Annotated in this window: 20 protein-coding genes and 3 pseudogenes; 8 read left to right on the top strand and 15 right to left on the bottom strand. The window is 35.5% G+C overall.

Annotated elements, in window-relative coordinates; all coding sequences use genetic code 11:
• Positions 1-54: 54 nt before the first annotated feature.
• The 8 genes and pseudogenes from FEZ13_RS18270 to FEZ13_RS18235 form a co-directional block, all read right to left on the bottom strand.
• Positions 55-1,386 (bottom strand): LLM class flavin-dependent oxidoreductase, encoded by a 1,332-nt coding sequence (locus tag FEZ13_RS18270; protein WP_146553849.1) that lies wholly within the window; start codon positions 1,384-1,386, stop codon positions 55-57.
• Positions 1,387-1,534: 148 nt separating this feature from the next.
• Positions 1,535-2,650, bottom strand: a complete 1,116-nt coding sequence (locus tag FEZ13_RS18265; RefSeq protein WP_146553848.1) for an LLM class flavin-dependent oxidoreductase — start codon at positions 2,648-2,650, stop codon at positions 1,535-1,537.
• 42 nt (positions 2,651-2,692) lie between these two features.
• Positions 2,693-3,052 carry a hypothetical protein gene (locus FEZ13_RS18260; protein WP_243881397.1) on the bottom strand — a complete coding sequence of 120 codons (360 nt, stop codon included), beginning with the start codon at positions 3,050-3,052 and terminating at the stop codon, positions 2,693-2,695.
• Positions 3,053-3,340: 288 nt separating this feature from the next.
• Complete coding sequence (locus FEZ13_RS18255; RefSeq protein WP_146550647.1) at positions 3,341-4,231, bottom strand: LysR family transcriptional regulator; 891 nt, start codon at positions 4,229-4,231, stop codon at positions 3,341-3,343.
• 807 nt (positions 4,232-5,038) lie between these two features.
• Entirely contained in the window at positions 5,039-6,352 is a 1,314-nt protein-coding gene (locus tag FEZ13_RS18250; protein WP_146553847.1) for an O-acetylhomoserine aminocarboxypropyltransferase/cysteine synthase family protein, read from the bottom strand.
• A gap of 175 nt (positions 6,353-6,527) precedes the next feature.
• Positions 6,528-7,019 (bottom strand): annotated as a pseudogene (locus FEZ13_RS18245) (ABC transporter permease subunit); the annotation flags it as partial.
• Between the two features lie 277 nt (positions 7,020-7,296).
• On the bottom strand, positions 7,297-8,394 hold the full coding sequence (locus FEZ13_RS18240; protein WP_146553846.1) for an ABC transporter substrate-binding protein: 1,098 nt from the start codon (positions 8,392-8,394) through the stop codon (positions 7,297-7,299).
• A gap of 79 nt (positions 8,395-8,473) precedes the next feature.
• Positions 8,474-9,619 (bottom strand): acyl-CoA dehydrogenase family protein, encoded by a 1,146-nt coding sequence (locus FEZ13_RS18235; RefSeq protein WP_146553845.1) that lies wholly within the window; start codon positions 9,617-9,619, stop codon positions 8,474-8,476.
• Positions 9,620-10,268: 649 nt separating this feature from the next.
• Between FEZ13_RS18235 and FEZ13_RS18230 the strand changes: the two genes are divergently transcribed.
• The 3 genes from FEZ13_RS18230 to FEZ13_RS18220 all read left to right on the top strand — a co-directional run bounded on the left by FEZ13_RS18230 (position 10,269) and on the right by FEZ13_RS18220 (position 13,022).
• Positions 10,269-11,168, top strand: a complete 900-nt coding sequence (locus FEZ13_RS18230) for a TIGR01777 family oxidoreductase (RefSeq protein ID WP_146553844.1) — start codon at positions 10,269-10,271, stop codon at positions 11,166-11,168.
• Between the two features lie 160 nt (positions 11,169-11,328).
• Positions 11,329-12,393: a diguanylate cyclase gene (locus FEZ13_RS18225; protein ID WP_146553843.1), complete on the top strand. Its 1,065-nt coding sequence runs from the start codon at positions 11,329-11,331 to the stop codon at positions 12,391-12,393.
• A 131-nt stretch (positions 12,394-12,524) separates the two neighbouring features.
• The gene (locus FEZ13_RS18220; protein ID WP_146553842.1) at positions 12,525-13,022 is read left to right on the top strand and encodes a L,D-transpeptidase family protein; all 498 of its coding nucleotides are present in this window, start codon (positions 12,525-12,527) and stop codon (positions 13,020-13,022) included.
• 284 nt (positions 13,023-13,306) lie between these two features.
• Here FEZ13_RS18220 and FEZ13_RS18215 read toward each other — a convergent pair whose 3' ends face one another.
• Entirely contained in the window at positions 13,307-13,825 is a 519-nt protein-coding gene (locus tag FEZ13_RS18215) for a GNAT family N-acetyltransferase (protein WP_146553841.1), read from the bottom strand.
• A gap of 392 nt (positions 13,826-14,217) precedes the next feature.
• On the opposite strand from FEZ13_RS18215, the pseudogene FEZ13_RS18210 reads away from it, so the two are divergent.
• From FEZ13_RS18210 to FEZ13_RS18205, 3 genes and pseudogenes are all read left to right on the top strand, one after another.
• Positions 14,218-14,765: pseudogene (locus tag FEZ13_RS18210) on the top strand (transposase); the annotation flags it as partial.
• Between the two features lie 462 nt (positions 14,766-15,227).
• Positions 15,228-15,350: pseudogene (locus FEZ13_RS20545) on the top strand (IS4 family transposase); the annotation flags it as partial.
• Positions 15,351-15,367: 17 nt separating this feature from the next.
• Positions 15,368-15,676, top strand: coding sequence for a hypothetical protein (locus FEZ13_RS18205; RefSeq protein ID WP_146553840.1), 309 nt, complete (start codon positions 15,368-15,370; stop codon positions 15,674-15,676).
• Positions 15,677-15,818: 142 nt separating this feature from the next.
• Here FEZ13_RS18205 and FEZ13_RS18200 read toward each other — a convergent pair whose 3' ends face one another.
• Genes FEZ13_RS18200 through FEZ13_RS18190 form a run of 3 tightly spaced genes read right to left on the bottom strand, consistent with a single transcriptional unit; the run spans position 15,819 to position 17,695 of the window.
• Entirely contained in the window at positions 15,819-16,382 is a 564-nt protein-coding gene (locus tag FEZ13_RS18200; protein WP_146553839.1) for a TetR-like C-terminal domain-containing protein, read from the bottom strand.
• 17 nt (positions 16,383-16,399) lie between these two features.
• On the bottom strand, positions 16,400-17,113 hold the full coding sequence (locus FEZ13_RS18195; protein WP_146550665.1) for an MBL fold metallo-hydrolase: 714 nt from the start codon (positions 17,111-17,113) through the stop codon (positions 16,400-16,402).
• 24 nt (positions 17,114-17,137) lie between these two features.
• Positions 17,138-17,695 (bottom strand): permease, encoded by a 558-nt coding sequence (locus tag FEZ13_RS18190; RefSeq protein ID WP_146553838.1) that lies wholly within the window; start codon positions 17,693-17,695, stop codon positions 17,138-17,140.
• A 536-nt stretch (positions 17,696-18,231) separates the two neighbouring features.
• Here FEZ13_RS18190 and FEZ13_RS18185 point away from each other — a divergent pair.
• A complete protein-coding gene (locus tag FEZ13_RS18185) occupies positions 18,232-19,539 on the top strand; it encodes a homocysteine synthase (protein ID WP_146553837.1) in 1,308 nt (435 codons plus the stop codon).
• Between the two features lie 32 nt (positions 19,540-19,571).
• Here the strand turns inward: FEZ13_RS18185 and FEZ13_RS18180 are convergent, their stop codons facing one another.
• On the bottom strand, positions 19,572-21,398 hold the full coding sequence (locus FEZ13_RS18180) for an IS1182 family transposase (protein ID WP_146553836.1): 1,827 nt from the start codon (positions 21,396-21,398) through the stop codon (positions 19,572-19,574).
• A 350-nt stretch (positions 21,399-21,748) separates the two neighbouring features.
• Positions 21,749-23,668 carry a S8 family serine peptidase gene (locus FEZ13_RS18175; RefSeq protein ID WP_146553835.1) on the bottom strand — a complete coding sequence of 640 codons (1,920 nt, stop codon included), beginning with the start codon at positions 23,666-23,668 and terminating at the stop codon, positions 21,749-21,751.
• Positions 23,669-24,264: 596 nt separating this feature from the next.
• Here FEZ13_RS18175 and FEZ13_RS18170 point away from each other — a divergent pair.
• On the top strand, positions 24,265-24,747 hold the full coding sequence (locus tag FEZ13_RS18170; RefSeq protein WP_146550669.1) for a hypothetical protein: 483 nt from the start codon (positions 24,265-24,267) through the stop codon (positions 24,745-24,747).
• A gap of 503 nt (positions 24,748-25,250) precedes the next feature.
• On the opposite strand, the gene FEZ13_RS18165 is transcribed toward FEZ13_RS18170, so the two are convergent.
• Complete coding sequence (locus FEZ13_RS18165) at positions 25,251-25,865, bottom strand: PH domain-containing protein (protein WP_146553834.1); 615 nt, start codon at positions 25,863-25,865, stop codon at positions 25,251-25,253.
• Positions 25,866-26,697: the final 832 nt, after the last annotated feature.

The following is a 26,697-nucleotide window of genomic DNA, read 5'->3' as shown; positions in this document are numbered from 1 at the left end:
GTAGCCTTTCCTCTTTTTTCTCTAAAAACCTGTCATGCTGATCAACTTGTCCTATTATATTTTTACTTGCTCTTCCGTATATCGATTTTCCACTTTCGGAAGACCGAGGTTCTTACGTAAAGTATCCCCCTCATATTCGGTACGGAAAATTCCACGTTGTTGAAGAATTGGTACAACCGTTGTAACAAAGTCTTCTAAACTATTTGGAAGATGCGAGAACATAAGATTGAATCCATCAGCTGCGTCATTAGATATCCATTCTTCTAATTGATCAGCAATTTGTTCTGGTGTCCCAAAGATAATACGATGCCCTCTTGAACCAGCAACTCTCAAATACAGTTCTCGAATAGTCAAATTTTCACGTTTTGCCAAATCGATGATGAGCTGGCGACGGCTTTTATTGCCATTTGTTTCTGGTATCACATCTGGCAAAGGTCCATCTAAGTCATAGCCTGACACATCAAAACCACCAAGATATTCTGACAAGAAGTCTAATCCTATTTCAGGTGTAATAAGCTGCTGTAGCTGCTCATATTTTTCATATGCCTCCTCCACCGTTTTTCCAACGTAAGGTGAAACGCCCGGCATAATTTTGACATCATCTGGAGAACGTCCAAAGTCTACAACTTTTTGCTTTACTTTTTTATAAAAAGCTTGGGCTTCCTCTAATGTTTGTTGAGCAGTAAAAATAACATCTGCTGTTTTGGCTGCTAAGTCCGTACCTGCTTCAGAAGAACCAGCTTGAACAATAACAGGTCTTCCCTGTGGTGAACGTGATGAATTGAGCGGTCCTTTGACAGAATAATATTTTCCTTTAAAATCTAATGCATGCAGTTTATCTGGATGAAAGAAAACACCAGACTCCTTATCTCGTACTAATGCATCTTCTTCCCAGCTATCCCATAAACCTTTTACGACTTCCACAAACTCGGTTGCTTTTTCATAGCGCAACGAGTGATCTAGGTGACTTTGTTGATTGAAATTATTTGCTTCTGTTTGATAATAGGAAGTCACCACATTCCATGCAGAACGTCCGCCATTCAGATGATCTAGAGAAGAAAATTTCCGAGCGATATGAAAAGGCTCATTATAGGTGGTAGACGCTGTAGCGACAAATCCGATGTTTTTCGTAATAGCTGATAATGAGGCAATTAATGTAATCGGCTCAAATCGAACAAGCTCTGCTGGATGCGACAATTTAGTAAAGGACAAACCATCACTTAAAAACAGCATATCAAGTTTTGCATTTTCAGCAATTTTTGTGATATTCTGAAAATATTTTAAATCTTCATTGCCGTCCGCTTGAACATCAGGGTGTCTCCACGAAGCAATATGATGTCCTGTTCCCATCAAAAATAATCCCAATTTCATTTGTTTTTTTCCCATACCTTATTCAGCTACTAAACACAGAATGGAAAGTTACATCTTTTGAATATGTTTGTAGCTTATTGCACCTCGCTTTCAATGATGATTAACTACATAATTTCAAACTCTCATTTTTTGTACTAAACTTCTTCCATCTTGGTAAGATTCATTAGGCTAATTGCTTTTTAGCAAGACGTTCTTTTACTCTAGGAATGATATATATGGCAACATGTTGAGCTGTTTCTAGATGTGGAAAACCACGTAATAGCACTTTATCGAAGCCTAACTCCACAAATTCAACAATTCGATCTGCGATTTGATCTGGCGTTCCTACCAGCGCAATGGAATTACCAGAAAGTACTTGTGTCAATCCAGCCCATAAATTAGGTCCGATTTTAAAGTTATTTTCTTTTGAATCCTCCATTAAATGATGCAGACGTTTCACACCAACTGCTTCCCCGTTAGTATTTAAACCGTTTTTAAATTCTAATGCAGCATGATCTATTCGACTGATTAATTTGTTCGCATTGTTCCATGCTTCTTCCTCAGTATCCCCTAATACGATTTGGAAAGAGATACTATAGCTAACTTCTCTTTGCTGCTCTGCAACTAATTTTTTAATTTCATCAAGCTCTATCTTTGTATTTTCTAATGTTTCCCCCCAAAGCATATAAACATCTGCTAATTCAGCAGCTACTTTTTTGGCAATGGGTGACGATCCACCAAAAAATACTTGAGGCCGCTTCGTAGGTTTTACTAATAATTTCGCATTTTTCAACTGATAAAATTCACCATTATAATCAAATGTTTCACCTGAGAATAGGCGATTCAATATTTGAATAAATTCTTTCGTTCGTCGATAGCGTGCATCATGATCTAAAAAATCTCCATCTGCTCCTAATTCTGCAGGGGAACCACCTGTCACAATATTAAAATGCACTCTGCCATTTGACCATTGATCAAGTGTTGCAAATTGTTTAGCAAATACTGTAGGTGATACAAAGCCGGGGCGGACGGCGAACAAAATGTTTAATTTGTCCGTATGTGCAATTAAGTTGGCCGCTAAAACTAATGAGTCTAAGCAATTTGCTCCAACAGGTAATAGTAATGTAGAAAAACCGCCTTCTTCAGTAGCTTTTGCAATGGCTTGGATATATTCGGGTGTTGCAAGTCTAGAAGCACTTTCACTTGTCCCTGTCCAGCCATCAAATTTTTCTCCAGCATTGACCGTACCAACATATTCACCATCTCCAGAAGTAGGTGCCATTGTAATGAATTCAACCATTTTTATTCCTCCTCTATCGTTTATAATTTTAAAAAACATTATTTAGCTTGGTAAGATTTCCTTGTCAGGTAAAAATGCCTGCACTTTGATTTCACCGTTTAAGAAAGATTGCTTAAAATTTGGGAAAGCTGTGTCCGATGGAATATGGATAAACTCAACTTTATCTTCCTGTGCCGCTTTATAGGATAATTCACAAAAAGTGTTCGGTGGTGCCACAAAAGTGGTCGCCCCTTTTTCTTCCGCAAACCGCAAAGCGGCGCCTCTTCTACCTGTTTTTAGCTGTACTGCAGGATTAGGAAAATCTTCTGCCCTGCTTGTTTCAGTATCAAAAATACGTAAAATCGTTCCCTCTACAATCGGTAAAATTGTTTCTTTTTCATCAATAACTGCTGCAATTAACATCTTCTTTTCTCTCCTTTTTAAATGACCTTGCTGCATGATATTGTTTTTTTATCCATTCATCTTCAGCAGAAGAATTCTTGGTCTGCTCGTAGAAAGCGCCCTCCTGCATCAAAACGGATGTAGACCAACACAATGATCAAACAAAGCCTTTTAAATAAAACAAAACATATTCAAATAGTAAGAATAAACTTATACTATTACTCTAACTTAATTGAATCGTTTTGTATAATTGAAAAATACGAAGAAAAAATTCAAAAAAAGTGAAGTCAAATGATGAACATTCTTTGATCATTCATGTAGACTTCCTAAGTGTTTTTGAATGACTTCTATTAAAAATTTCATCGCAACTCCGTCATGAAACGAATCTGCTTTACGTAGCAATCCTACTGTTAAACCTTTTTCAAAATCCATAATCTGTTTAATGACGGTTCCTTCAGGGGGAGGGGTAACGGCAATGAGAGGCACAACAGCAATCCCGTATTGTTCTTGCACGTAATACTTTAAGCCAAGCATATTACTTATTTCGATTCCATAGTGCGGATTGATCCCTGCATTAATCGCTTGTTTTTCAAAGTTACGGCGAAATGGACATACTGTAGAAGTCGTTAGCAAATTTTCATCTTGAAGATTTCTTAAATATACATTTTCATTTCCAGACAATGGATGGGATTCTGGAACTAATAACACTACCTTTTCTTGAAAAAGAGGTAGAAAAACTGTATCTTGGGACATTTCTGGTGCCGTACAAAGAGCTAGATCGATTTCTTCTTTTTTTACCATATCGATCAACGCGTTATTGCTATGAATTTGAATACTAAGTTGGATTTTCGGATATCTCTCTATAAATTGTTTTAATATTGAAGGAATACGGTAGCTAGCAGTAGGTTCCATGACCCCTAAACGAATGACACCGGATTCTCCATTCAATAACTCTTCCATCGCATTTTTTAAACTATCAAATCCTTTAAGAAGTAAGTCTCCTTTGTCATTTAATAATCTTCCTGCTTCCGTTAGTTGAAAGTTCTTTCCTCTTTCTAACAAAGTGACATTCAACTCTTCCTCAAGACTTTTAATATGCATCGTTATGGTAGATTGTGCATAATTTAATTCTTCAGCGGCACGTTGAAAGCTACTAAATTTCACTACCGTCTTAAACGTTTTTATCGTCTTTAGATCCATTTATATGTCATACTCCTTTTTAAAAGAAGGATGCTTAAAAAGCCCTATAAACAATCCTTTATTTATTTTTATAAATGAATCAATTTCATAATACAAAATTCAGATAAAAAACACGAACATTTTAAATCAACATGAACATTAATATTCAGAAATTTTTGTTCCGCTCCAGACGGCGCTTTCCACGGGCTTGGCTTCAATCTCCTCGTCACTACGTTCCTGCGGGGCTTTCAGCTCAAGCTTTTCCCGTAGGACTTTGAATAAACTTCCTGAACTAACACCGCACGAAGAAAATGCATGCATTTTCGAGGAGTCGCCGTCTTCCGCTCCACAACTATCAAAATTAGTTATTCTTAAATGTTCGTATTTTTTAAGAAGAAAATGATTTATGAAATCGATTCAAATAAAATACAGAATTTCTGTGCTTACATCAAAAAATTAGCATAATAGAATGCTACCTCTAGCGTACTATTTTCATTTGGGATAGTCCCCCTTTGAAAAAAAGATTCTAGTGACAAACAACTGTACACCAGAATCCTTCTTCAGTGAAACTTCACACAATGGGATTTTGCTACCCATTACATGTGGGATCAATCTTATCAATACTTTTTATTTTGAAAATACAAATATTGTATCATCTTTATATTTCCTTAAATCGCTCAGTTCAGGGTCTAAAGTCTTTCCATTTTTTATACGGAAGTCGGGCTCTGTATAGTAAGAGTCCATCTATCATGAGATATATGTATCTCAAAGCAAAGATGCTTCTCTTGTGTTATTTTCACCCTATCTTTTCCTGACCAACAGCATCTGTTATTTTATATGTTGAACCGTTTGGCTAGCCTTTTGTAGAGCTTGGTTCAAATCGGCTAAAATATCATCGATGTCTTCTAATCCAACAGAGATTCGTACAAGCTCTGGGAATACACCACTGCTTATTTGTTCTTCTGGGGACAATCTTGAATGTGATGTACTTGCTGGATGAATAACCAACGTCTTTGAGTCTCCTACATTGGCAACATGAGATAGTAATTGAACAGAATTGATAAATGTTTTAGCTGCTTCTAAACCGCCTTTAATACCAAAACTAAAGATGGACCCCGCACCTTTTGGCAAATATTTAGCTGCAAGTTTTTGCTGAGGGTCCCCTTCTAAGGTTGGATAATTGACCCAAGCGACATCCTCATGCTGAGCCAGATACTCGGCTACTTTTTGTGCATTTGCTACATGCTGTTTTACTCGAACAGGTAATGATTCTAATCCTTGAATAAATAACCATGCATTAAAAGGAGATAATGTTGTTCCCAGATCGTGACCTAATTCAAAACGCGCTTTCACGATAAAGGCTTGTTCATGTGCCAACTCAATGAAAGAGCGATCATCTAAATTAGGAACCTTCTCTGTGAATTCTGGGAATTTCCCATTAGCCCAATTAAATTTGCCAGCATCTACAATAGCGCCTCCAATTGAAGTACCATGCCCACCGATAAATTTCGTTGTCGAATGAATAACAATATCTGCTCCAAAATCAATAGGCTTTAACAAATAGGGCGTTGTAAAAGTATTATCCACTACTAAAGGAATGTCATGTTTGTGCGCTAACTCGCTAAGTGCTTCGATATCCGCAATTTGTAGGCTTGGATTACCAATCGTTTCAGTATAAACAGCTTTTGTTTTTTCATTAATAGCTTGTTCTACCTGACTTAAATCAGCTCCGTCTACAAAATGAACAGTCACACCAAACCGTTGAAATGTTTTAGCAAATAATGAATATGTTCCACCATATAAAGCATTTGTCGAAACGATTTCATCTCCTGCTTTCGCAATAGTTAGTAGAGCGACTGTAATTGCTGCTTGTCCTGAGGAAACTGCAAATGCACCAACTCCACCCTCCAAACCCGCGAGCCTTTTTTCAAAGACATCATTTGTTGGATTACCATTTCTTGAATAAATATAGCCCTCCCCGTTCAATTTAAATAAATTGGCTGCATGCTCCGTATCATCAAATACATAAGAGGTGGTTTGATAAAGTGGAACTGCTCTTGAGCGAGTGATTGGATCGACCCATTGACCTTCATGTAGAGCAATGGTGTCGAAGTTAAAAGTATTTCTGTTTTCAATTGTCATCCTGCATTTTCCTTTCTAAATAACATTCAGAATATTTGAGATATACTCTATATTATATAGTATATCTATTTAATTAGTATGATTTTGAATATATTATTTTTAAATAAGGTGAAACTATACATAATGTAGCAGTTTTCTTCATTTCCCCGCTATTTGTTAGTTGAAACTATCAGACTTAACCTTCTTTTCCATGTCGCCGATATATGGGATTCCAACTTAACAATCGATATTCTAGTAATTTTGCTAATGAGTCAGCTATTTTTCCTAAAAGCGAATACAACAAAATCGATAAAACTACGACGTCTAATTGCATAAACTCTCTCGCATTCATCGACATGTAGCCAATCCCTGAACTTGCCGCAACCGTTTCTGCTACGATCAATGTAAGCCACATGACACCTAAAGCATAACGAATACCTATTAGAATAGATGGAAGAGCACCTAAAAAAATAACTTTATAGAAAAGTTTTATTTTCGATAGACCATAAATCTTACCCATCTCGATAAATTTCGGATCTACTGATTTAATACCATGATACGTATTGATATAGATAGGGAAAAATACACTAATTGCTACTAAAAAAATTTTACCCTCTTCCCCTACTCCGAACCATATAATGACTAATGGGATCATCGCTAGATTTGGAATATTACGTAACATTTGCGCCCTGCCAATGTACTTTTTAGGAGCCAGTGGTATCCGATGAGCTGCTTCTGGTCAACAGGATGGTGGTCACGGAGTCATTGCCACAGAACGCGGCATTCTCTTAGACTCCGTTCCTTCAATCGCTCCAAGGCCACATCGGACGCTTGACCCCTAGTAGGCTCACTGGCTACGCTTCGGCTCATTTACACTACTTTATAAATATCATCCCGACTTTTGGTGATGAGCCAATCTGTTATCGAATACAGTGTTTATTGATGACATGTTTTACTTCTGACTGTTATTCATCTTGTAATACGAATTCTTTTAATAACTTTTTATAATAAGTATCTGTTGGATTTTCTTTCATAAGCTCTTTTAAAGCTTTTTCATATAATTCAATATTGATATATTCATTGACATCTAAATCTTTTGTATTTTTGATATAGCCGATTTTCTGCATTTGATTCCACATTTTTATAACACTTTTTTTATTTGGATCTGCGGAATAGTTAGAATGTTTTTCATTTACAATAGAATCGATCACTTTATCATCTACGCCCTTAAAATATTGACGAGCAGCTTTGATCGCTACTTCAGGGTCTTCTTTTTTCGCGCGTTCAGCTCTGATTAATGCTTTTAAAAAGCGCTTATAACCTTCTCCATTGTCCTTCTTCAATAGTTTTTCCCTTGTTACTACTCGACAGCAGACATGTCCCGGTTGTAAATCATTACTCCAAGTAACCGGTACTAAACCACTTTCTACGGCTTGGGCATAATAGCTATTAGCTGATACAGCGGCATCCACTTTTCCGCTAGAAAGAGCTTGGATCAAATCTCCACCTGTTTTAAATTCTACAATATTCAAATCTTTTTCCCAGTCGATTCCAGCTTCTGCTAAAGCACTGCGAAAAACAATATCAGACGTAAAGATACGGATTGTTCCGACTTTTTTACCCTTAAAATCTTCTAATGTTTTATATTGATCTTTATCTTCTTTTTTGACTAGTATTGGATGTCCACCTTCTAAATGACCCCCAATAATCCTAAAATCCGAACCGTTTGCAATAAAGGTTAAAGGTCCAGCTGTTCCAAATGAAAGGCCTACATCGATTTTTCCAGCTTGTAATGCATTCAATCCATCCGTTGAATTTTTAAATCCAACATGTTCTACGTTTACGCCCTCTTCCTTGAAATACCCTTCTTGAGTAGCAATATCTAATAATGGTGCGCCGCCAGTTTCACTGTAACCGACTTTAATGTTATACACTTTATCTTTTAAATCTTCAGGATTTGTAGAACCATTTCCCGATTTTTCTTTAGTACCACAAGCTGTTAGCAATAATAGGCTCATGATTATTAAGGCTTGAATACCTTTCTTCCATAGACTTGATCTCATTCGCTATTTTCCTCCGATTTTCAGTTATATATTCTGTCTAAATTTTTAGTAGCTATTTTCTTTCGTTCTTTACTATCCTTTAATCTAGAAGAATGTTTTTACCTAATTCTTGAATCGCGACATCTACTGGGACATGCAATGTCATTGTGCGCAGGTTTCTCCAATAACGATCAAAGCCATAGCGATTTGCAGTAGCACGACTACTTAATACTTCAAAAATACGAGATGTGACATCTAGACCTACTTTTGTTGTTACAACTTTTGCTATGTTTGTTGCACGGTCCAATTTCTTTCTCTCTTCTGGAGTAATCTCGTTCCCTTTATCCCATAATTGTTGGAACAGTTCATCTGAATGCTCTACCAATAATTTTGCTGCTTCGATTTCAGCATAAAATTCACCATAATGATGTTGAATAATGGCATCTTCAATGGCTGAACTTTGTTGCGGTGAGCGAGGACGAGTCGTTGTTTTGGTGTATTCTTTCGCCGCTTCAAATGCTCCTTCAACAATTCCTAAATATAGATGATTTAAAGCAAAACTTGCGATATTAAATCGTATTTTGGAAAACTCGTTTTGATTAAATCCTCCTTTTAGTACATCCTTCTCCTCTACTCGAACTTGATTGAAGATAACTGTTCCACTATCAGTTTGTCTTTGACCAAAATTATCCCAATCGTTTTTTATATCTATTCCAATTCGATTAGTAGGTATTACAGCAAGTAAAGGCTCCTCAAGTCCATCCAAAGTTGCAGAAACTAATAAATAATCAGAATCTACACTTCCAGAGCAAAAAATCTTTTTTCCATCAAAAATATAGTAATCACCATGCTTTGTCGCTTTTAACTTAATGTCTACTGGATTGAACGCATTACCCCAGAATAGATTTTTTTGAGCCGTTTCTTTGTAGTATCTGATTTTTTGTTCTTCATTCCCGCATAAATGTGGTGTTGTCAAATTGACAAAGTGATAGCCAAATACATGTGCTAGCGAACTATCTACACGAGCAAAAATTCGTACAACTTTTAGTACATCAAGCCAGCTGCCACCTAATCCACCGTATTCTGTTGGAATCAAAAGTTTTAATAATCCACTTTTGCGGATTAAATCTCTTTCTGCTTTTGCAGTTCCACCTGCATGATCTCTTTCAATAGCTGTTGCAGAAAATTTTTCTGCTAGTTCTGTAGCGATTTCTTCGAATGATTGTTCCTTCACTGTAGTACTCATTTCCAATTCCTCCTCAATCTATTTATCAAAATTTGTATATAACATACAATTATATACGAATTTTAACAATCTTTAAGTTAATAATTATTTCTAATTTGATTTTTATATACTGATAGGTAAGCATGTTACATAATATTAAATCAGACAAAAAACCCTGTTATTGGGCTTACTCAATAAATTGTTTAGCAAGGATCTTGCCATTTATATAATTACCTTTCGTCCACCCCCACTATATTTAATACTAAATCAATTTCAATACTAGGTTTTTAAAATATACTAATATAATAGGTTTTGTAATGTTTGGTGCTTGTTAATTATTATAATTGATGTATTGATATTTGTATAATTGAAAAATATAAAGAATTAATTCATTTTTTATAAAGTAAAACTTCGCCTAGTGTTCTAAGGGGTTTCGTTCCTTTAGTTATTTATTTAAGGGAAGAGTCTAGGATCAATCAGCCCTTTTATCGCAAAAAAATACTGCTCATCTCAAAAATGAGATGGAGCAGATTTTAACGCCTTTTAATGGATAAAATTAGATGATTAACACACCCAATTGGATATGATAGCATTGGGGTGTGATCAACAGGATTTTTACAGTACCTTATTTACTATAAACTCTTACTATTAATATATGAGGAGAGATAAAATGCGAATCGTAATAGCTGGTGGTTCAGGATTTATCGGTCAAAAATTAATGGAAATTCTGTTGGACGAACATCATGAATGCATCGTTTTAACGAGAGGTAATATACAAAATACTGGAAATGTTCGATATGTTAAATGGCTTCAAGAAGGATCTTTTCCCGAAAAAGAAATAGGTGAAGCCAATGCTTTTATTAATCTTGCCGGTGTTTCGATTAATAACGGAAGATGGACGAAAGCTCATCAAAAGCAAATATATGAAAGTAGAATGAAAGCAACAGAGGAAATCATTCGAATCATCACAGCTTTACCCAAAAAACCCTCTGTTCTTATCAATGCAAGTGCTATCGGTATATATCCTTCTTCTGAAACAGCGATCTACTCAGAAGAATCCAAAGAAGTGGCCAATGATTTCCTCGCCAAAACCGTGCGGGATTGGGAAAAGAAAGCAGCTAGTCTTATGGAAATAGGAATTCGTGTTGCCTTTATGCGGTTCGGTGTAGTGCTTGGCAAAGAAGGTGGTGCACTGCCACTGATGGCTTTACCATACAAACTTTTTGTCGGTGGAAGAATGGGATCAGGAAAGCAATGGGTATCATGGGTCCATGTGAAAGATGCGGTACAAGCGATTTCCTTTGTGATGAAAAATGATAAAATACAAGGTCCTGTTAATGTAACAGCCCCTTCCCCAATGATAATGAATGATTTTGGAAAGACAATTGGAGCTGTTTTACATCGCCCTCATTGGTTCCCTGTACCTTCTATTGTAATGAAAGTAGCTCTTGGTCAAAAAAGTTCTCTTGTGCTGGAAGGTCAACATGTTGAACCAGAAATATTAGTGAAAAATGGATTTGAATTTTCATATCCTACACTCAAATCTGCCTTGGAAAACATTCTTTTATGAAAGTTTTATGTAATTTTGAACAAAAAATGGCATTCGGAATTATTAAATAATTTCCTTGCTACAATATGCTAAGATTAAAAATATAGTGTTTTTTAGGAGTTCAGATTGTCAATTATGACCAGATAGCTGCAAGACTGGATTCCTAGAGAGGGTGTCATAAATGTTACAATCAATCCTATCCAATGTGGCGATCATTTTATTGCTTCATTTGACCATGACCGTAATTATGAGTTTTAAGAAAAAGTTCTCCCCTTCATTGATAAATGTACTTGTGATTCTATTAATTTCTGCATCCGTTATTTCTATGTTTTATTTGCCCATTCGATTTAATGGCTACTGGGTCGATATGAGATTTATCCCGCTTATTTTTGTTGCTTATATACAAGGTTGGAAACCAACGATTCCATCCCTGCTGATGACTAGCCTCTGGAGATTTCTAATGGGAGGCGATGGAATGATTCCTGGCATCCTGTTTGGTATGGTGGGTCCAACCTTATTCTCTTTGGCATTCCATTCCCGCTTTAATTTAAAAGGAAGATATTTAGAAAAAATCGGAATCGTCATTGCATGCTGGTTAATATGTGATCTTCCGATTATCTTCCTTATACCAAATGGCTGGGAATTTTTTAAAGACATTGCTCTTGTAAGAAGTACTTCTTTTGTGATCACTTCGATCATTCTTTATATATTTATTGCACAAAATCGCAAACTCCATTCTCTATATACAGAGCTTGAAAAATTGGCTGGAGAAGACCCGTTGACAAAGCTGTTCAATAAAAGGAAATTTTTTGAAGTTGTTGATACTAAACTAGGTGAGTTAGATTCAAAACATTATATAGCGATGTTGGATATTGACCATTTTAAAAAATTCAATGATACATATGGTCATCTATTTGGGGATAAGGTTTTAATCGATATTGCCAATATTTTAAAAAAGTATGAAAACGATTCAGTCAAGGTTGGAAGATACGGCGGCGAGGAATTTATTATTTATATTGGAAATTCATCTGACGAAAAGGCTACAAAGATTGTTGAAAAGATTCATCAAGAGATTCAAGAGACCGCCTTTACTGTGGAACAGGCATCTATTCATATTACCGTATCAATTGGATTAGCAGAATTAGAATTAGATGACCCATCTTCATTGGTTCATGCCATAAGTCAAGCTGACAAAAACCTATACAAAGCAAAAAATAACGGCAGGAACTGTTTAGTTTGTCTATGATGAATTATGAAAAATATCCATCTGTGGCAATATAGCCAACGTTATTATCAAACAACAAGAAACTTAAAGGACATTCCCTCTATCCTCCACATAGAATACTGTATCAGTACATGTGAAGGGAGTGGATTTTACTGCTTCATACTGTTAAAAGGGGAGAAACGCTTCTCCAAATTTCAAGGGATTACCGAACACCAATAGAAGTTATTCTAGGTGCCAATCCTCAGATTACAAATCCCGATTTAATCATAGCGGGGCAACTCATTGAAATACCAGGATTTCCTGACCCTAACACCATCCCCTATCAAATTGATGTTTCTGTAAATAATCGGGTTTTAAGTTTATATCATAATGGCGCCTTGTTAAAACAGTACCCCATTGCAACAGGGAGAATCCTCCATGAAACGCCATTTGGAAATTTTATTGTTATTAATAAGGCCCCGTTCCCAGGAGGCCCATTTGGTACGATGTGGATGAGTTTATCGAAAGAACATTATGGCATCCACGGAACGAATGATCCTAGCTCAATTGGTCAGGCCGTTTCAAGAGGCTGTATTCGGATGTATAATCACGATGTAGAGGAATTAGCACGTACGATTCCAATTGGTACACCTGTTTTTATTCATCCTTAAAATCATCATGTATTAGCCTAATCCATTTTTATTTTTGGATACAGAGAAAAAATAGGGCGGAATTCTATGGGAGAAACATGAGGAGTACTGAAAAATAGCTGAATTCTAACTTTATTTTTTTGAAAATAAAACAACTTGTTCGCTATTTAAAAAGAAGGGCAAGGACACGAAACATCTAATGAGTGATGTGACTCATGCCTTGCCCGTGGGATTTTTATTATTTGGATAAGTGAATATTTTTTTGCAGGATTTTTTAGATTTAGTAAAATTTTAAGTTTATATTGCTAGTCTATATCGAATCTATAACATCTGACAAAGACATCTTCATTTTTTTGAAACTCTTTCGAATGATCTCTTTTGAAACCAAATCGCTCATATAAACGAATGGCATCCTTCATGATTTCTCCAGTATGCAGGTAAAGACTTGGTGATCCTTTTTGTTTCGCATAGTCGATACTTTCCTGTAATAACTTTCGTGCTATTCCTTTTCCTCTTGCAGCAGGATGTACGCCCAATAAGCGAACGATCGGAGCATGGATAGTTGGTTCAGATCGACCATATGCGTCCTCTGAGTTCAAATAAATTTGCAATGTCCCTAAAATCTGATTGTCATTATCTTTTGCGACTAACACCCGATCAATATAAGGATTATCCAATGAAACTTCTATATGGCTCATATATTCATTGAATTCCTCGATGGTTTTATAACTATTTTTATATTGTTGATAGCTTGATAATAATACTTCACGTGTGGCATCTTTCTCTTCTTCTGACAAATTGCTTATTGTAATAATATTCTCCATTCAAATTTCCTTTCTCATTTTAAATGACTATCTTCATCGATAAAGTGAAGCTTTTACGCAGTGGAGTGAAGTTTCCCCCTCCGACTGTATGTTGGCTGGACCAATCAGATTTTTACAGGCTATTGATCCCCACTTTTTCACTTGCGGAATGTCAATGGATGGATAAATCACTAAACCCTAACCACTGTTTCTCATTTTCTAACCCCTTTTGGACAAACAGCAACTATAATTTTCATAAACCTTATTTATCTTATAGGAATTATATTGTTTTACTCATACTAACACGTAAAATTCATAGAAGGCAATACCCTGATCGATAAAAAATTTTTATAAAAATAATCCCTACCTTCGCATTAAAATAAATTATCCTGAACTATTCATAGTAATTTAAAATAGGAACACCCGCACTCGCATCTCAACCAACTTTATCTCGCTTTTACACTTGTTTTAATGAAGTATCACTTGATCAGATGAATCTAGCTAACCAAGAATTATTGGACAAAATCCATATTTTCCGAAAAACACTGGTGTTATTTATAGACCTAGGTTCTACCCATTCCGACACACATGGCGAACAAGAATCTTCCTCTTACAATTTCTACCATTATGGAACTATGGGTTTTCATCCTCTAGTTGCCTTTGATGGCGCCACAGGAGGTTGTTTGAAAGCGAAACTTCTCCCCGAAAATGTTTATACTTCCACTGACGTTGTTGAATTCATTCAACCTTTGATCGAACATTACAATCAAACTTTTCCGAAAACGAGTTTGTTTCTACGAGGTGACAGTGGATTTACGGTTCCTGCATTCTATGATTTGTACGAGAAGAAATCCGTTTATTTCATTATTTGGCTCAAATCAAACCCTCAACTACAAAGTTTAGCCAAAGAATATCACCATCCACTGTACCTTCAGATGTTTCCAAAGCTGAATACTATCATCGAGTTTTGTGTACCAAAAATATATAGTATAATTATCCAAAAACATGGAGGATTTAAAATGCCCTTACTTTATTATTTACCAATTGTTTTAGTTGTATTTCAGTTTTGGTTTTTATTTAAATTTCTTTTCATCCTTCAAAAAAATAACAAAATACTAAAAATTATAGCTGACAGAATAGATAAGCTAAATGAAAAAGACAGGTAAATCTGTCTTTTTCATTTAGTATTTTCCTTCTAGTATCTTCATTTGACGTGTTATTCATAATATTTGATTTCAAATGATATCATCTCATCTAACAATCTTTTTTCATCGTCAGTAATCTAATCGTATTAGCACGAACTTTAATACACAATTCTTTAGCAAGTCTAACTTCATCATCTTCTATGGATTCTCTTATAATTTCACGAAAACATTTAGATACTCTTTTCTATTCATCTTTTATTAATTAAAAGACAGATTTTAAAACCCATCGAAAAACAACAACGACACTCAAAACTATCGATTCGAGTACGTTACCACTTAACCTGACGAATCATCGCCGCGCCACATTTTGTCCAACCAAATCTGGGATGAAGCTCCATCTATGGTCGTGGTTGCATCGATGACAAAGAATACCTATATATGTTTGATTGCGGGCTACAACGAACAAGCCTTGCATAATCAAGTTCACATCGCGATGATTACATATTGTTTAACGGTGCTCACCTATCTCGATACAAAAAGTCGGCGTACCTTCTTGCAAATCAATCGTTATTTAAAGGCAACTTTATGGAATCTGCTCACATTTGACCTCGAAAATCCAAGGAAAGAGCGTTCCATAAGGTTTTATCTATCTCTATTTGTTTTAGGATATAGTAAAAAAACGAATGTTTGCTGCCTTTGTTTGCGTGTTTTAGTTCTTTTCTTTTAAAAGGTAAAACAAAAATACTGAAAGTTCAAATTATATTTATGCGACGGTAGTGAGAAATAATATTTTCCTATAAAATAAAATTTCACCCAGTGAGAATTTTCTTTATCTCCCACTGGGTGAAGTTGTGCCAATCGTTGTTATCTTATTTTTTTCTTAAAAATGAAATATACCCTTCTAATAACAAATGAAAACTGTCTTCTAATTTAACGGGCATTCCAAAGGCACCTTTTTGTTCCAATGAAGAATAGCCATGAAGAATACTTCTGAAGCCTCTAATAGCATGGATTGTTTCCTCATCGTTCAAATGATAATCAGCTAAAATACTCGATATTAAGTGAAGAATACGACTACTTGCTTGATCCATTTCTTGATCATTTGGATCATGTGCCCGTAAAGTAAGTTCATAGATTCCAGGATGTTCTCGAGAAAAGAGAAGATAAGCATTTGCCATCGCAATAATAGCTTCATCCTTTTCTTTCTCTTCTGTAGCTGCTGCTAAATCTTCATACAGCAGCTTTAAACCATATAGAGATAACTCTCTTTTTAAATTTGGCAAACCACTTATATGATTAAATAATGAAGGAGAACGAACATTTAATTTTCTCGCAAGTGAGGCTAATGTTACAGTCTCTATCCCCTCTTTATCCGCCATTTCTGCAGCAGTTTTAATAATCATTTCTAAGTTTAAACCAACACGCGGTGACACATAAATACATCCTTTCTTTATACATATACTAAGTTCTTTTCTGCTTCCTTAATCGCTATTTGTATGACCGCTTCAGGATCTTCAATCATTTCACCATGACCTACAGCGAGAAGAGAGGGATTGAAATTTAAGATTTTTTTAGCACTTTTTAAAGCTAGTTCTTTGTTCCAAGTAGCAAGGGTTGGAAAAGGGAACAACAAAACAAATTGCCCACTTACAGCTACTTTCCCTTTGGTTTGCAACGCATCACCAACAATCATCGCCTTTGTATTTTTTACAAATAAAGAAATAGATCCTGGTGTATGACCAGGTGTTTCAACTACTTCCAATGAACCGATCGTATCCCCCTCCTTCAGCAAACGGTCAGGTACGATTTGCAAATTTTTCGGAACCCCACCCTTTATTGGCATTTGCGGTTCATGCGCATCCAACGACCTATCCCCTTTTAGTAACCTGCTGTCACGGATGGAAATAGATACACATGCTGCAGGATACTGTTCTTTTAAATGTTCTAAAGAACCAATATGGTCTTCATGAGCATGTGTCAAAACAATGTTGGTTAGCGGCTTATTTAATTGTTCGATGACCTTCACAATTCCTTTAAAGCTGGCAGGTATCCCAGCGTCAATGACTGTAAGTTCATTTTGTTCCTCTATAATATAACAGTTTACAGGAAATACTCGTGGCATAATTGTAATTTGATAAATGTTTTTAAAATGACTAATCTTCATAAATTTGTCTCCTTTTATTCGTTTTTAAACGCTAAAAACAAATGATAAAGTTAAGAACGCAGCAACTAGACTTATATTTAAAAGACCTTTCCTACTCCATTTTCTTTCAGAATTTTTGTAAACATAACGAATATAAATAATGGCCCCTACCAAAACGATCAATCCTTCTAACAGCATGCTAATGAATGGATACTGCCATAATCCAAATCCTAGATATTGAAAATTCCCTATGTTTCCCGGCAATATCGGTAAATCTGGTACATGAACGATTAAATCAAGAATCCAATGACTAAAAGTAACGGAGCCAATCACAATCCCACTATTTTTTCCCCACCGTCGGCTAGCTAAATATCCAGCTACAACTGATAGCAGTATAGCGCTTAGAAGAGAGTGAGAGTATTCTGCACGAATGACTGTCCCCTTTCCACCTTCGATCGGTGCCCCAAACCCTTCTATTCCCATCAAAAACAATAATAAAAATACGATATCTAATAATTGTGAACTGACTATGAGCGACCATAAGGGCAAACGATTTGCCTTTCCTTTAGCAGCCGCCGCTATCCCAAAATGTCCTGCAAACATTAAATGTCCCTCCTTTCCCCTAAAACTAATATCGTTAGTTTTATTATAACTAACACCATTAGTTTTTCAAGTAAAAAAATTGTAAAGTGAAGCTTCCATCAGTGGGGTTTTCTTCATCCCCCACTGATGGTTAGCTGAACCAATCGGACTTTTACGGGCAGTTGATCCCCCACCTATCTTTCTCGCTTCTCTCTAATCCTTGAGGTGGGGGTCTTACTGCCCGTTAACGCGGGATAAATTTTAATTTGATGAATAACGACTTATGAATGTATAGATCCAATCCCGCATATTTTAATAATTCTTCGTTTATGTGTTAGCTGAACCAATTGGACTTTAGCAAGCGGTTGATTCCTATCTACCCCCTATCTCGCGCTGCCTATTATTACGAAATTAAACAAGTAAAAATTCACCGAATAGGATTCTAAATTATCTAAAAATTCCTATTGACAATCGCCTAGACATTTTATATATTTAATAAAACCAAACAAAACCTATTAATTTAATAGGTTTTAAAACACAAACGAGGAGGAATTTTAATGTCAACTGAAAAGGAATATCGTCTAGCAACAAAAGCCATTCATGCAGGTCAGCAATTGGACCCAACTACTTTATCTCGTGCTGTTCCCATCTATCAAACATCATCTTATGTTTTTAACGATAGTGACCATGCTGCTGGGTTATTTGACTTGAGTCAAGTCGGTTATACGTATTCACGGATTAATAATCCAACAATTGAAGCCTTTGAAAAAAGAATTGCCTCTTTAGAAGGCGGAGTTGGTGCGCTTGCCGTTTCTTCAGGTCAGTCTGCAAGTACAATTGCTATACTTAATATTGCTTCTTCTGGTGACGAAATTGTCTCTTCAAGTAGTTTATATGGAGGAACTTACAATTTACTCGAACATACTTTAGCTAAATTAGGCATAAAAGTACACTTCGTCGATTCTGAAGATCCAGAAAACTTCAGAAAAGCCGTTACACCAAAAACGAAAGCGATTTTTGCCGAAACATTGGGAAATCCAAAAGGGGATATCCTAGATATTGAAGCAGTAGCAGCTATCGCACACGAAAATGGCATACCATTGATTGTTGATAACACTGTACCTAGTCCTTATTTATTGCGTCCATTTGAATTCGGTGCAGATGTAGTTGTACATTCCGCTACAAAATTTATTGGAGGGCATGGCACAACAATCGCGGGGGTTATCGTCGATAGCGGGAAATTCGATTGGGCAAAAAGCGGGAAGTTCCCAGATTTAACAAAGCCAGATCCAAGTTATCACGGTCTTGTCTATACTGAATTTGCTGGCGAAGCGGCATACATTACAAAGGCCCGCGTTCAATTATTAAGAGATATTGGTGCTGCCCTATCACCAATCAGCGCTTTCTTACTATTACAAGGATTAGAAACATTACACTTACGTCTAGAAAGACATAGCGAAAATGCTTTAACCGTTGCTAAGTATTTGGAAAAACACGAACTAGTGGACTGGGTAAGCTATCCAGGTTTAGAAAGCCACCCACATTATAATTTAGCTAAAAAATACTTACCAAATGGGCAAGGCGCTGTTCTAACATTTGGAGTTAAGGGCGGAAAAGAGGCTGCGCGGAAATTAATCGATTCTGTAGAGTTATTTTCACATTTAGCGAATATTGGCGATTCAAAAACTTTGATCATTCATCCAGCAAGTACGACACATCAACAATTATCAGACGAAGAACAAAAAGCTTCTGGTGTAACTCCTGAGTTAATCCGTTTATCAGTTGGTACGGAAGCAATTGATGACATTTTAGATGAGCTGGATACAATATTAAAAGCAAGTCAAAAAGCTTTAGCTGTTCAATAAAAAGATTTGACAAAATATGAACTCATATACCATCATTTTCCCCCACAAAAATGATGGACTTCCCTAAAAAGTAAAAAGGGGCTGTCCAATAAGTCCCAAAAATAAAGGAATTGGAGAAAGACGACTCGTTTTTCTCCAATTCCTTTTGTATTCTTTTGATTTTGATCTGAAAGGAGCTGGCGGATGCCTGCTACTTTCAGTAGGTTGTGGGCTAATGCCACAATCCCAAACTCGACATGTACTTTGTCGAGACCCCGTAGAGAAAATCTGCGGAACGACCGATTGCCCTTGATGTGGCCGAACACACTTTCTACTTCGACTTTGCGCCGAGCGTAGATGGTGGCTTTCTCTTCACATTCAAGGGCTGTTTTTGCCTTTGCCTTCATTTCCTCGAAGACGGTATTCCAGTGAACTTGACGATTTCCCTTCGCTTTCGTGCATTTTGATTTCAATGGGCAATCTGTACAATCTTCACATTCGTATATTTTATAGCTTTGCTCATAACCAGACTTATTCTTTTTGTTTTGATATTTTCTAAACGTAACCTTCCTTCCATTCGGGCAAATAAAGCAATCGTCCTGCTCATGATACGTCCAGTTTTTTGCGTTTTTGATGTCCTTTTTATATTTGCGTGTTTGTTCTTGTATATAGGAACCATAAGGAATGAGAAAATCAAATCGTGGCTCTTTCTCTTCCCCAACCGCATAGACATAGTTTTCTTCACTGCCATATCCTGCATCCGCGATGACCGTTTGGGGCATCGGTAAAGATGTAGATGCTAGTTTCTCTAAATGTGGGATAAAGCAACGCGTGTCGGTAGGTCGTTGATGAATGGTATAAAACAAGATAAATTGGTTTTCTGTCGCCATTTGAACATTATACCCTGGCTTGAGTTGCCCGTTCTTCATGTGATCTTCCTTCATGCGCATAAAGGTTGCGTCTTTATCCGTTTTGGAATAGCTGTTACGGTCGTCAAAAATTTCATTCTGTTCCTGGTATTTAGCCATTCGCGGTAAGAAATTTTCTCGAATGAGCTTTAAAGGTTTCTTCCATTTACTGCGTTCTTGGCGCTTCTTCTTACGAATCTCTGTATCTGTTTCCTTTTCGATTTCTTCTGTTAGCGTTTCAACTTTTTCTTCTATCTCTTTAGCAACTGTCTCTAGTTCTTGTTCGGTGATCTCTATTTTGGGTTCAGATGCCTTTTCTCCGATTTTCGCTTCTAATTGTGCTAATTCATGGATGTGTTGCAGGGTCTCTTGGATTTTTTCTTTTAATTTTGCTTCAAATTTTGCCGTTGCTTTTTTCCATACGAAAGAATACTTATTGGCATTCGCTTCGATCTTGGTACCATCCAAAAAGTAGTTTTCTATGGTTATGTATTTTTCTTCGATTAATTTCAGAATCATGGCTTCAAATAACTCATCCATCAAGACTTTCATCCGTTCCCCACGGAACTCGTTGATCGTGCGAAAATCCGGTTTTTGCATCGCTGCCAACCACATGGCTGGGATGTTTTCTTCTATTAGTTTTTCAATTCCTCGGCAAGAATAAACCTTTTGAGAATAAGCGAATAAAATGATTTTAAGCATCATTTTGGGATGAAAGGAGCTTCTACCGCCACCTTTATAATGAGAAAACAATAATTCATCTGGTACAGCCTCAACCATTTCATCGACTACACGCACAGCGTGGTCTTCTGGAATGAGTGCTTCAATATCCATAATCATTTGAATTTGACGGTTATCGTAGGTTTTGAAAGTAGGCGCTAATTGCCTTTTTGGGGTCTTTTTTTCCTCTGTCTCTGGAAGAAGTGTCATTTGGGTGTTATAATTTTCAGTAGTAATCTTCGGATTGCACATAAAAATCGTCCTTTCGTTGAATGTTAATTTGGTTACTTACATTTTACTAGATGGGACGATTTTTTTGTGCATTTTTATTAAAAATGAAAAATCAAAGGGGCACCAAAAAGTCAGTTACCCTGACTTTTTGGACAGCCCCTTTTTAAACTTTCATAAGCAATGGCTTCATCCTCTACATAAAAAGGCTTTTACGAAAAAGCGAACTAGACCTTGCGAAAAAGGTATTCCTTCTGAGGCAACCCTAGCCTACTGCAAATTTGCACAATTATTTATTCACTTCAAAATAGCTTCCAGCAAAAAACAGAATGTCAACCCCTATAAAACTCTACTACTGTGCACTACTCCACCTATCATTTCACTGTAAATCTCACGGCAATTGAATTTTTGAACATCTTTCCTTTTGAGGTTTTCAATCCTTTTCGATCCATCAAAATGACATATTTTCCTGCACTAAGGGCTTTCTTAGTTGATAGTCTAATGATTTTGCCACTTTTGCCTTTAGATAATTGGAAGGTTGTTATATTCTTACCCGAATCATTGACATATACATAACCTGCTTTTAATGCGGATGGCTTGATGGCTGTTTTCAGAGTAATCGTTGTATATTTTTTCTTTTTCATATTTGAAAGATTGGTTGCTTTAACCTGCTTTGATTTTACCGTAGTCGAAATAGCAGTTAAGTTTAATTTATAACGATATTTTTTCACAGCTTTTTTTTGGGAAGTCGTTAAATCATTGTAAACTGTATACAATGGCAAAAATTCTGTTTTCAGATTTAGTTTCTTGCCTGAGTTGATCTTTTTTACAATACGATTGATCTTCCCTTTATTTTTATTTACATATATTTTAGATGCTGAATCCTTGGGTGTTGTAAATTGAATGGTTTTTCCCGTGGATTCTTTGCCGAGGGAACTGATTGTTGTTACTTTTGCCTTATAGGTCGTCCCCTGTTTTAAACCCTTTATAACATAATTTGTATCTGTTGTGATGATGGACTTCTTACCCGTTACACTCAAACGATATTTTCGGACTGGAACAATCGCATTTTGAGCCATTTCGTAATGTAAGGTGGCTGAAGTTTTCTTAATAGCTAACGCTGACAACTTGCTGACATTGCTTGGACTCTTTATCGCCGTATTGAGTAAGCCATAGCCATAGAAGGAATCTCTTCCTGTGTCTCCTAAATCGATTGCATAATTTCTAAGTGTGTTTCGTAGTTCACTTGGTGTATATGTAGGGTAACGTTGCTTGAACAAGGCGATCATTCCTACAACATGGGGTACAGCTAGGGATGTACCTGACATGCTCGTATAGTTTTCTGTTGGGCTCAAGGTAAAAATATCTTCGCCCGGTGCTGCATATTCTATTTGGCTTCCTGTGTTTGATTTTTTAACGATTCTTTTACTATGATCAATAGAAGATACAGCAATCACTTCTTTATATTTAGCTGGATAATCTACTGGATATGTATTGCCGTCATTGCCAGCTGCCGCTACCATCATAATGCCTGCATCATAAGCTTTTTTGATAGCTTGGTAAAGAATTGCATCATCCTCTTCTGTACCAAATGACATATTAATAATATCTATATTATTTTCAATCGCCCATTCAACAGCCTTTAAAATTGTTTCCATTCGAGCACCGTCATTGTCAAAAACTTTTGCACTATACATGTCCACATCTGGTGCCACACCTATTAAATAACCATCCGTTAAGCGGCTACTTAGTTGTCCTGCAATAATCCCCGCTACGGCAGTCCCATGACCATCCATATCTAATGGTAAGCTCTCATCAGCAGGAGTTGTTTGATCATCCTCGACAAAAGAATATTTTTTAACATTCGCTAATGCTGGAATATCTGCAACACCTGTGTCAAAGATTGCCACTTTTACTCCTTTTCCTGTATTATTTTGCTGCCACGCATTTTGAACACCCATCATTCGCATGTCGACCAATGGTGTAATACTGCCTAAAGTCGTACTACTCGTTTCTAAAGTAGTTGGATTTTTCTCGATCACTTGGATATCTTGAGATTGCTTTAAACGCAATAGATGATCCGCAGTGAAATTTCCTTGTACAATCTTTAACAAATCAAAACTATTTTCAATAGAAGATGCTAGTTTCATGATTTGTTCTTTTCCTGATGCATTGCTATATACGACCATCACATCTTTGTATTCCGGTTCTGAAGCAGAAGCATTATAAGGTTGAAAAACTAGAAAACTAAAAGCTGCAATAAGTGTTAGCCACCATTTTCTATTCTTTAGCATAACTTCACCTGATTTTATTTAGTTATTGTTATATCAGGTGTGCCAATTATTCAATTTTGCCTATAAAATAGCGTGAAAAATAGGAAGTTTTTTATGATTACGTCCTAATCTTTTCTAATCAACACACCCAGTTATATATATTTCCATTATCTTTTAGGCCTTTTTCAGACGTTTTTATAGTAACATGTAGTAGAGATATAATTCTTACAAGCCTATTAAGTTTCTGTAACAATTATATATAACCATAACGCTTATCCTTTTTCTTTCATAAATGAGTCAATTTCATAATGCAAAATCTAAATAAAAATGTTAATATTTCCTATTAATATGAACATTAATATTCAGATTTTTGTTCTGCTCCACAACTATTAAAAACAATTACCACTAAATGTTCGTATTTTTCAAGAAAAAAAGGATTTATGAAATTGATTCAAATAAGAAAAAATGAATAACAATATAGGAAGTTATACAGTTCATGTGCAATGTGATCTCTACTGTTCTATAATGTGATATATTGAGCTTTTGTCGAAGGACTTAACTACTGATTAAAAACAAATAGAAACCTATACGGTTGAATAGGGAAAGAAAGGATTTCTATGTTTAGAAATAAAAAAATTAAAATTCGTGTTTCTGGATGGTCAGCTTTGCTAATTATCACTGCAATGATTGGTATTTTCCTTACTTTAATACTTACAGTACCTTTCTTCGGATTTTATGGTCTGTATAATATAATGGCTAAGTTTGACTTGACGCATATTGAGATTTTTGAAAAAGGATATCAAAACTTTTTCTACTTTAGTTGGTTTATATTATTAATTTTTTCTATGATTGTCTTGCTAGATTTCATTTGTCTTTTTATCATCGCAGGCTTTAATTTGAAGTTAACAAGAGGCATCGATATAATGAGCTCCCTTATTCAATATGTAGCGAGCATCGTGATTTTCAAAAAATTCATTGTGTCAGGGTTTAATCGTATCGATGTTACATGGACTGGCTCGGCTATCCTTTTTTTATTGCTTTATATTATTGTGGCGGTTTTCAGTTATGACAAACCAAAAGGGGCAAAAAAAGAGATATGATTTGCGCGGAGACCACTGAAAAACTATAGAATCGCTATTTTTATGGATAAAAATCGATCTTTTCTTTCGCTTTATAAACTAAAAAACTGATTTTTATCATGTTTTTGGGAGATGAATCAACTTTTTCAGTGACTTGTCTGCGAGACATATTTATTTTGTGTAAATTTTAGACATAATTTTGTCAATATTATTACAAAACTTGAACACATTTTAATAGTGTGTTAGAATCCTAAAGGTTCGAGTTTTTTATTTTAATAAAATTCGAACTTCGTGTGAGTATAAACCTAATTTTGAGTCTTTAGTGAATCGCTGAAGACTCTTTTTTTATGTAATCATAAAAGTTCTTTCACAATCATATGATGATTTAAAAAACATACTTATTCGAAATATACAATATAAGTAAAACTTCACCCAGTGAGGATTTTCTTCATCCCCCACAGGGTGTTAGGGTGTTCGTTGAACTAAGCGAATTTTTTCTGCAAAAAGACTTTTTGGAATAGTTTTTACCCATTAATATATAGTTCGAATATATTCCCATAGTCCTTTTTCATATATTGCTCTTTATTTTTTAATACCCAATCGTTTGCAAACTTCGTAATTTGCTCGAATGATTGGGCAGGTGTTACTTCTTTTGCTTCTATCTTTCCAATAGATTGAGCTGCATAACTTAAACTATTTTGTGCGATTTCAAAGTTTTTCTTGTTATGAATCATATCTACTGAAATCGCATGCAATGCTTTATAAAGATCTTTGATTTCAGTATCAAATTTTTTATGAATATCAATGGACATAGGTATGTTATCAATCGAAAATTTTATTTCGATATCGAGGTCGATTGTGCCTGCTGTTTCCAGCACTACATCAGAGATCGTACTATGCTCATAATCATAACGTTTTAATAGACGTTTTTTGCTAATGGCCGAATTCCCATCCACATGGATTAACGCTTGGTTTGTAAAACAATATTCATCTGATTTTGTTTTAATTAAGAAATAGACAACTTCCCCTGATTCATGCATCACAAAATCATCTGATTCTGTTTTATCGAAATCTTCTTTCGGTACAACAATGCCAATATCAGATAAGCCTAATGCATCGGATGCTAATTTTTTTAACATACTATCGTTTTCCTCCCTTTTTGTCGCTTTATTATATTTACGGAGTCCACCAAAAAAAGTTTCAACCTTCTATCCTTTTTTCAATTTCTTTACACTTATTCACCATTAAAAATTTCCTCGTACCCACATTGATGATAAAATAAAACCTTATATAGTAGGGATTTTATTCATTTCCTATTGTGTATAAGTCAAACTGAGCGAGCTTTTATTAGGAAGTTGATTCCTCTTTATCCCTATGTTTTTTCTTCAAGTCTTGAAATGGGTGATTTACTGTTTGTCAATATGGGATAAGTTTGTGGATAAATCGTGATTCATTCATTGTTACGCACCGGTTATGAACAGTTTGTGCATAAGTTTTCGGATAATCGTGATAAAAAATTTTTTATTTTATATTATCCACAAAAGGATGCACTAGTTATACACAATTAGCGAATACACCCTATTTTATGAGGAAATTGGATAATCGGCCTGCCTGTTTTTTATTTTAAATTTTGTATTCATCATATGGAATATTTATTCATTTAAATATAAAGGCATGATATACAACAATAATTAAAATATATTATTTTTTAATATTGTTATATAACAATTATCCATATGATATTCACATGAAATTTCCACTCTATCTTATAAAGTTTAAAAATTTCTATAAATATCTTAATTTATCTCTTTGGCTTACATATCCATGTCTTTTTAAAAAAAGAAATTTAAAAGACTTTCAAATATTTTTATATGATTTTCTTGCATATCAAATATGCAATAAGATATGATAATAGAAAACATAAATTGACAAAGGGGGATTGCATTTTGAAATATATTTATAAATTACCTT

This window comes from Rummeliibacillus sp. SL167, assembly GCF_007896505.1.
GTDB lineage: Bacteria > Bacillota > Bacilli > Bacillales_A > Planococcaceae > Rummeliibacillus > Rummeliibacillus suwonensis.
Note: the sequence above shows the minus strand (reverse complement) of the source record. Positions and strands in the feature narration are given on the sequence as shown.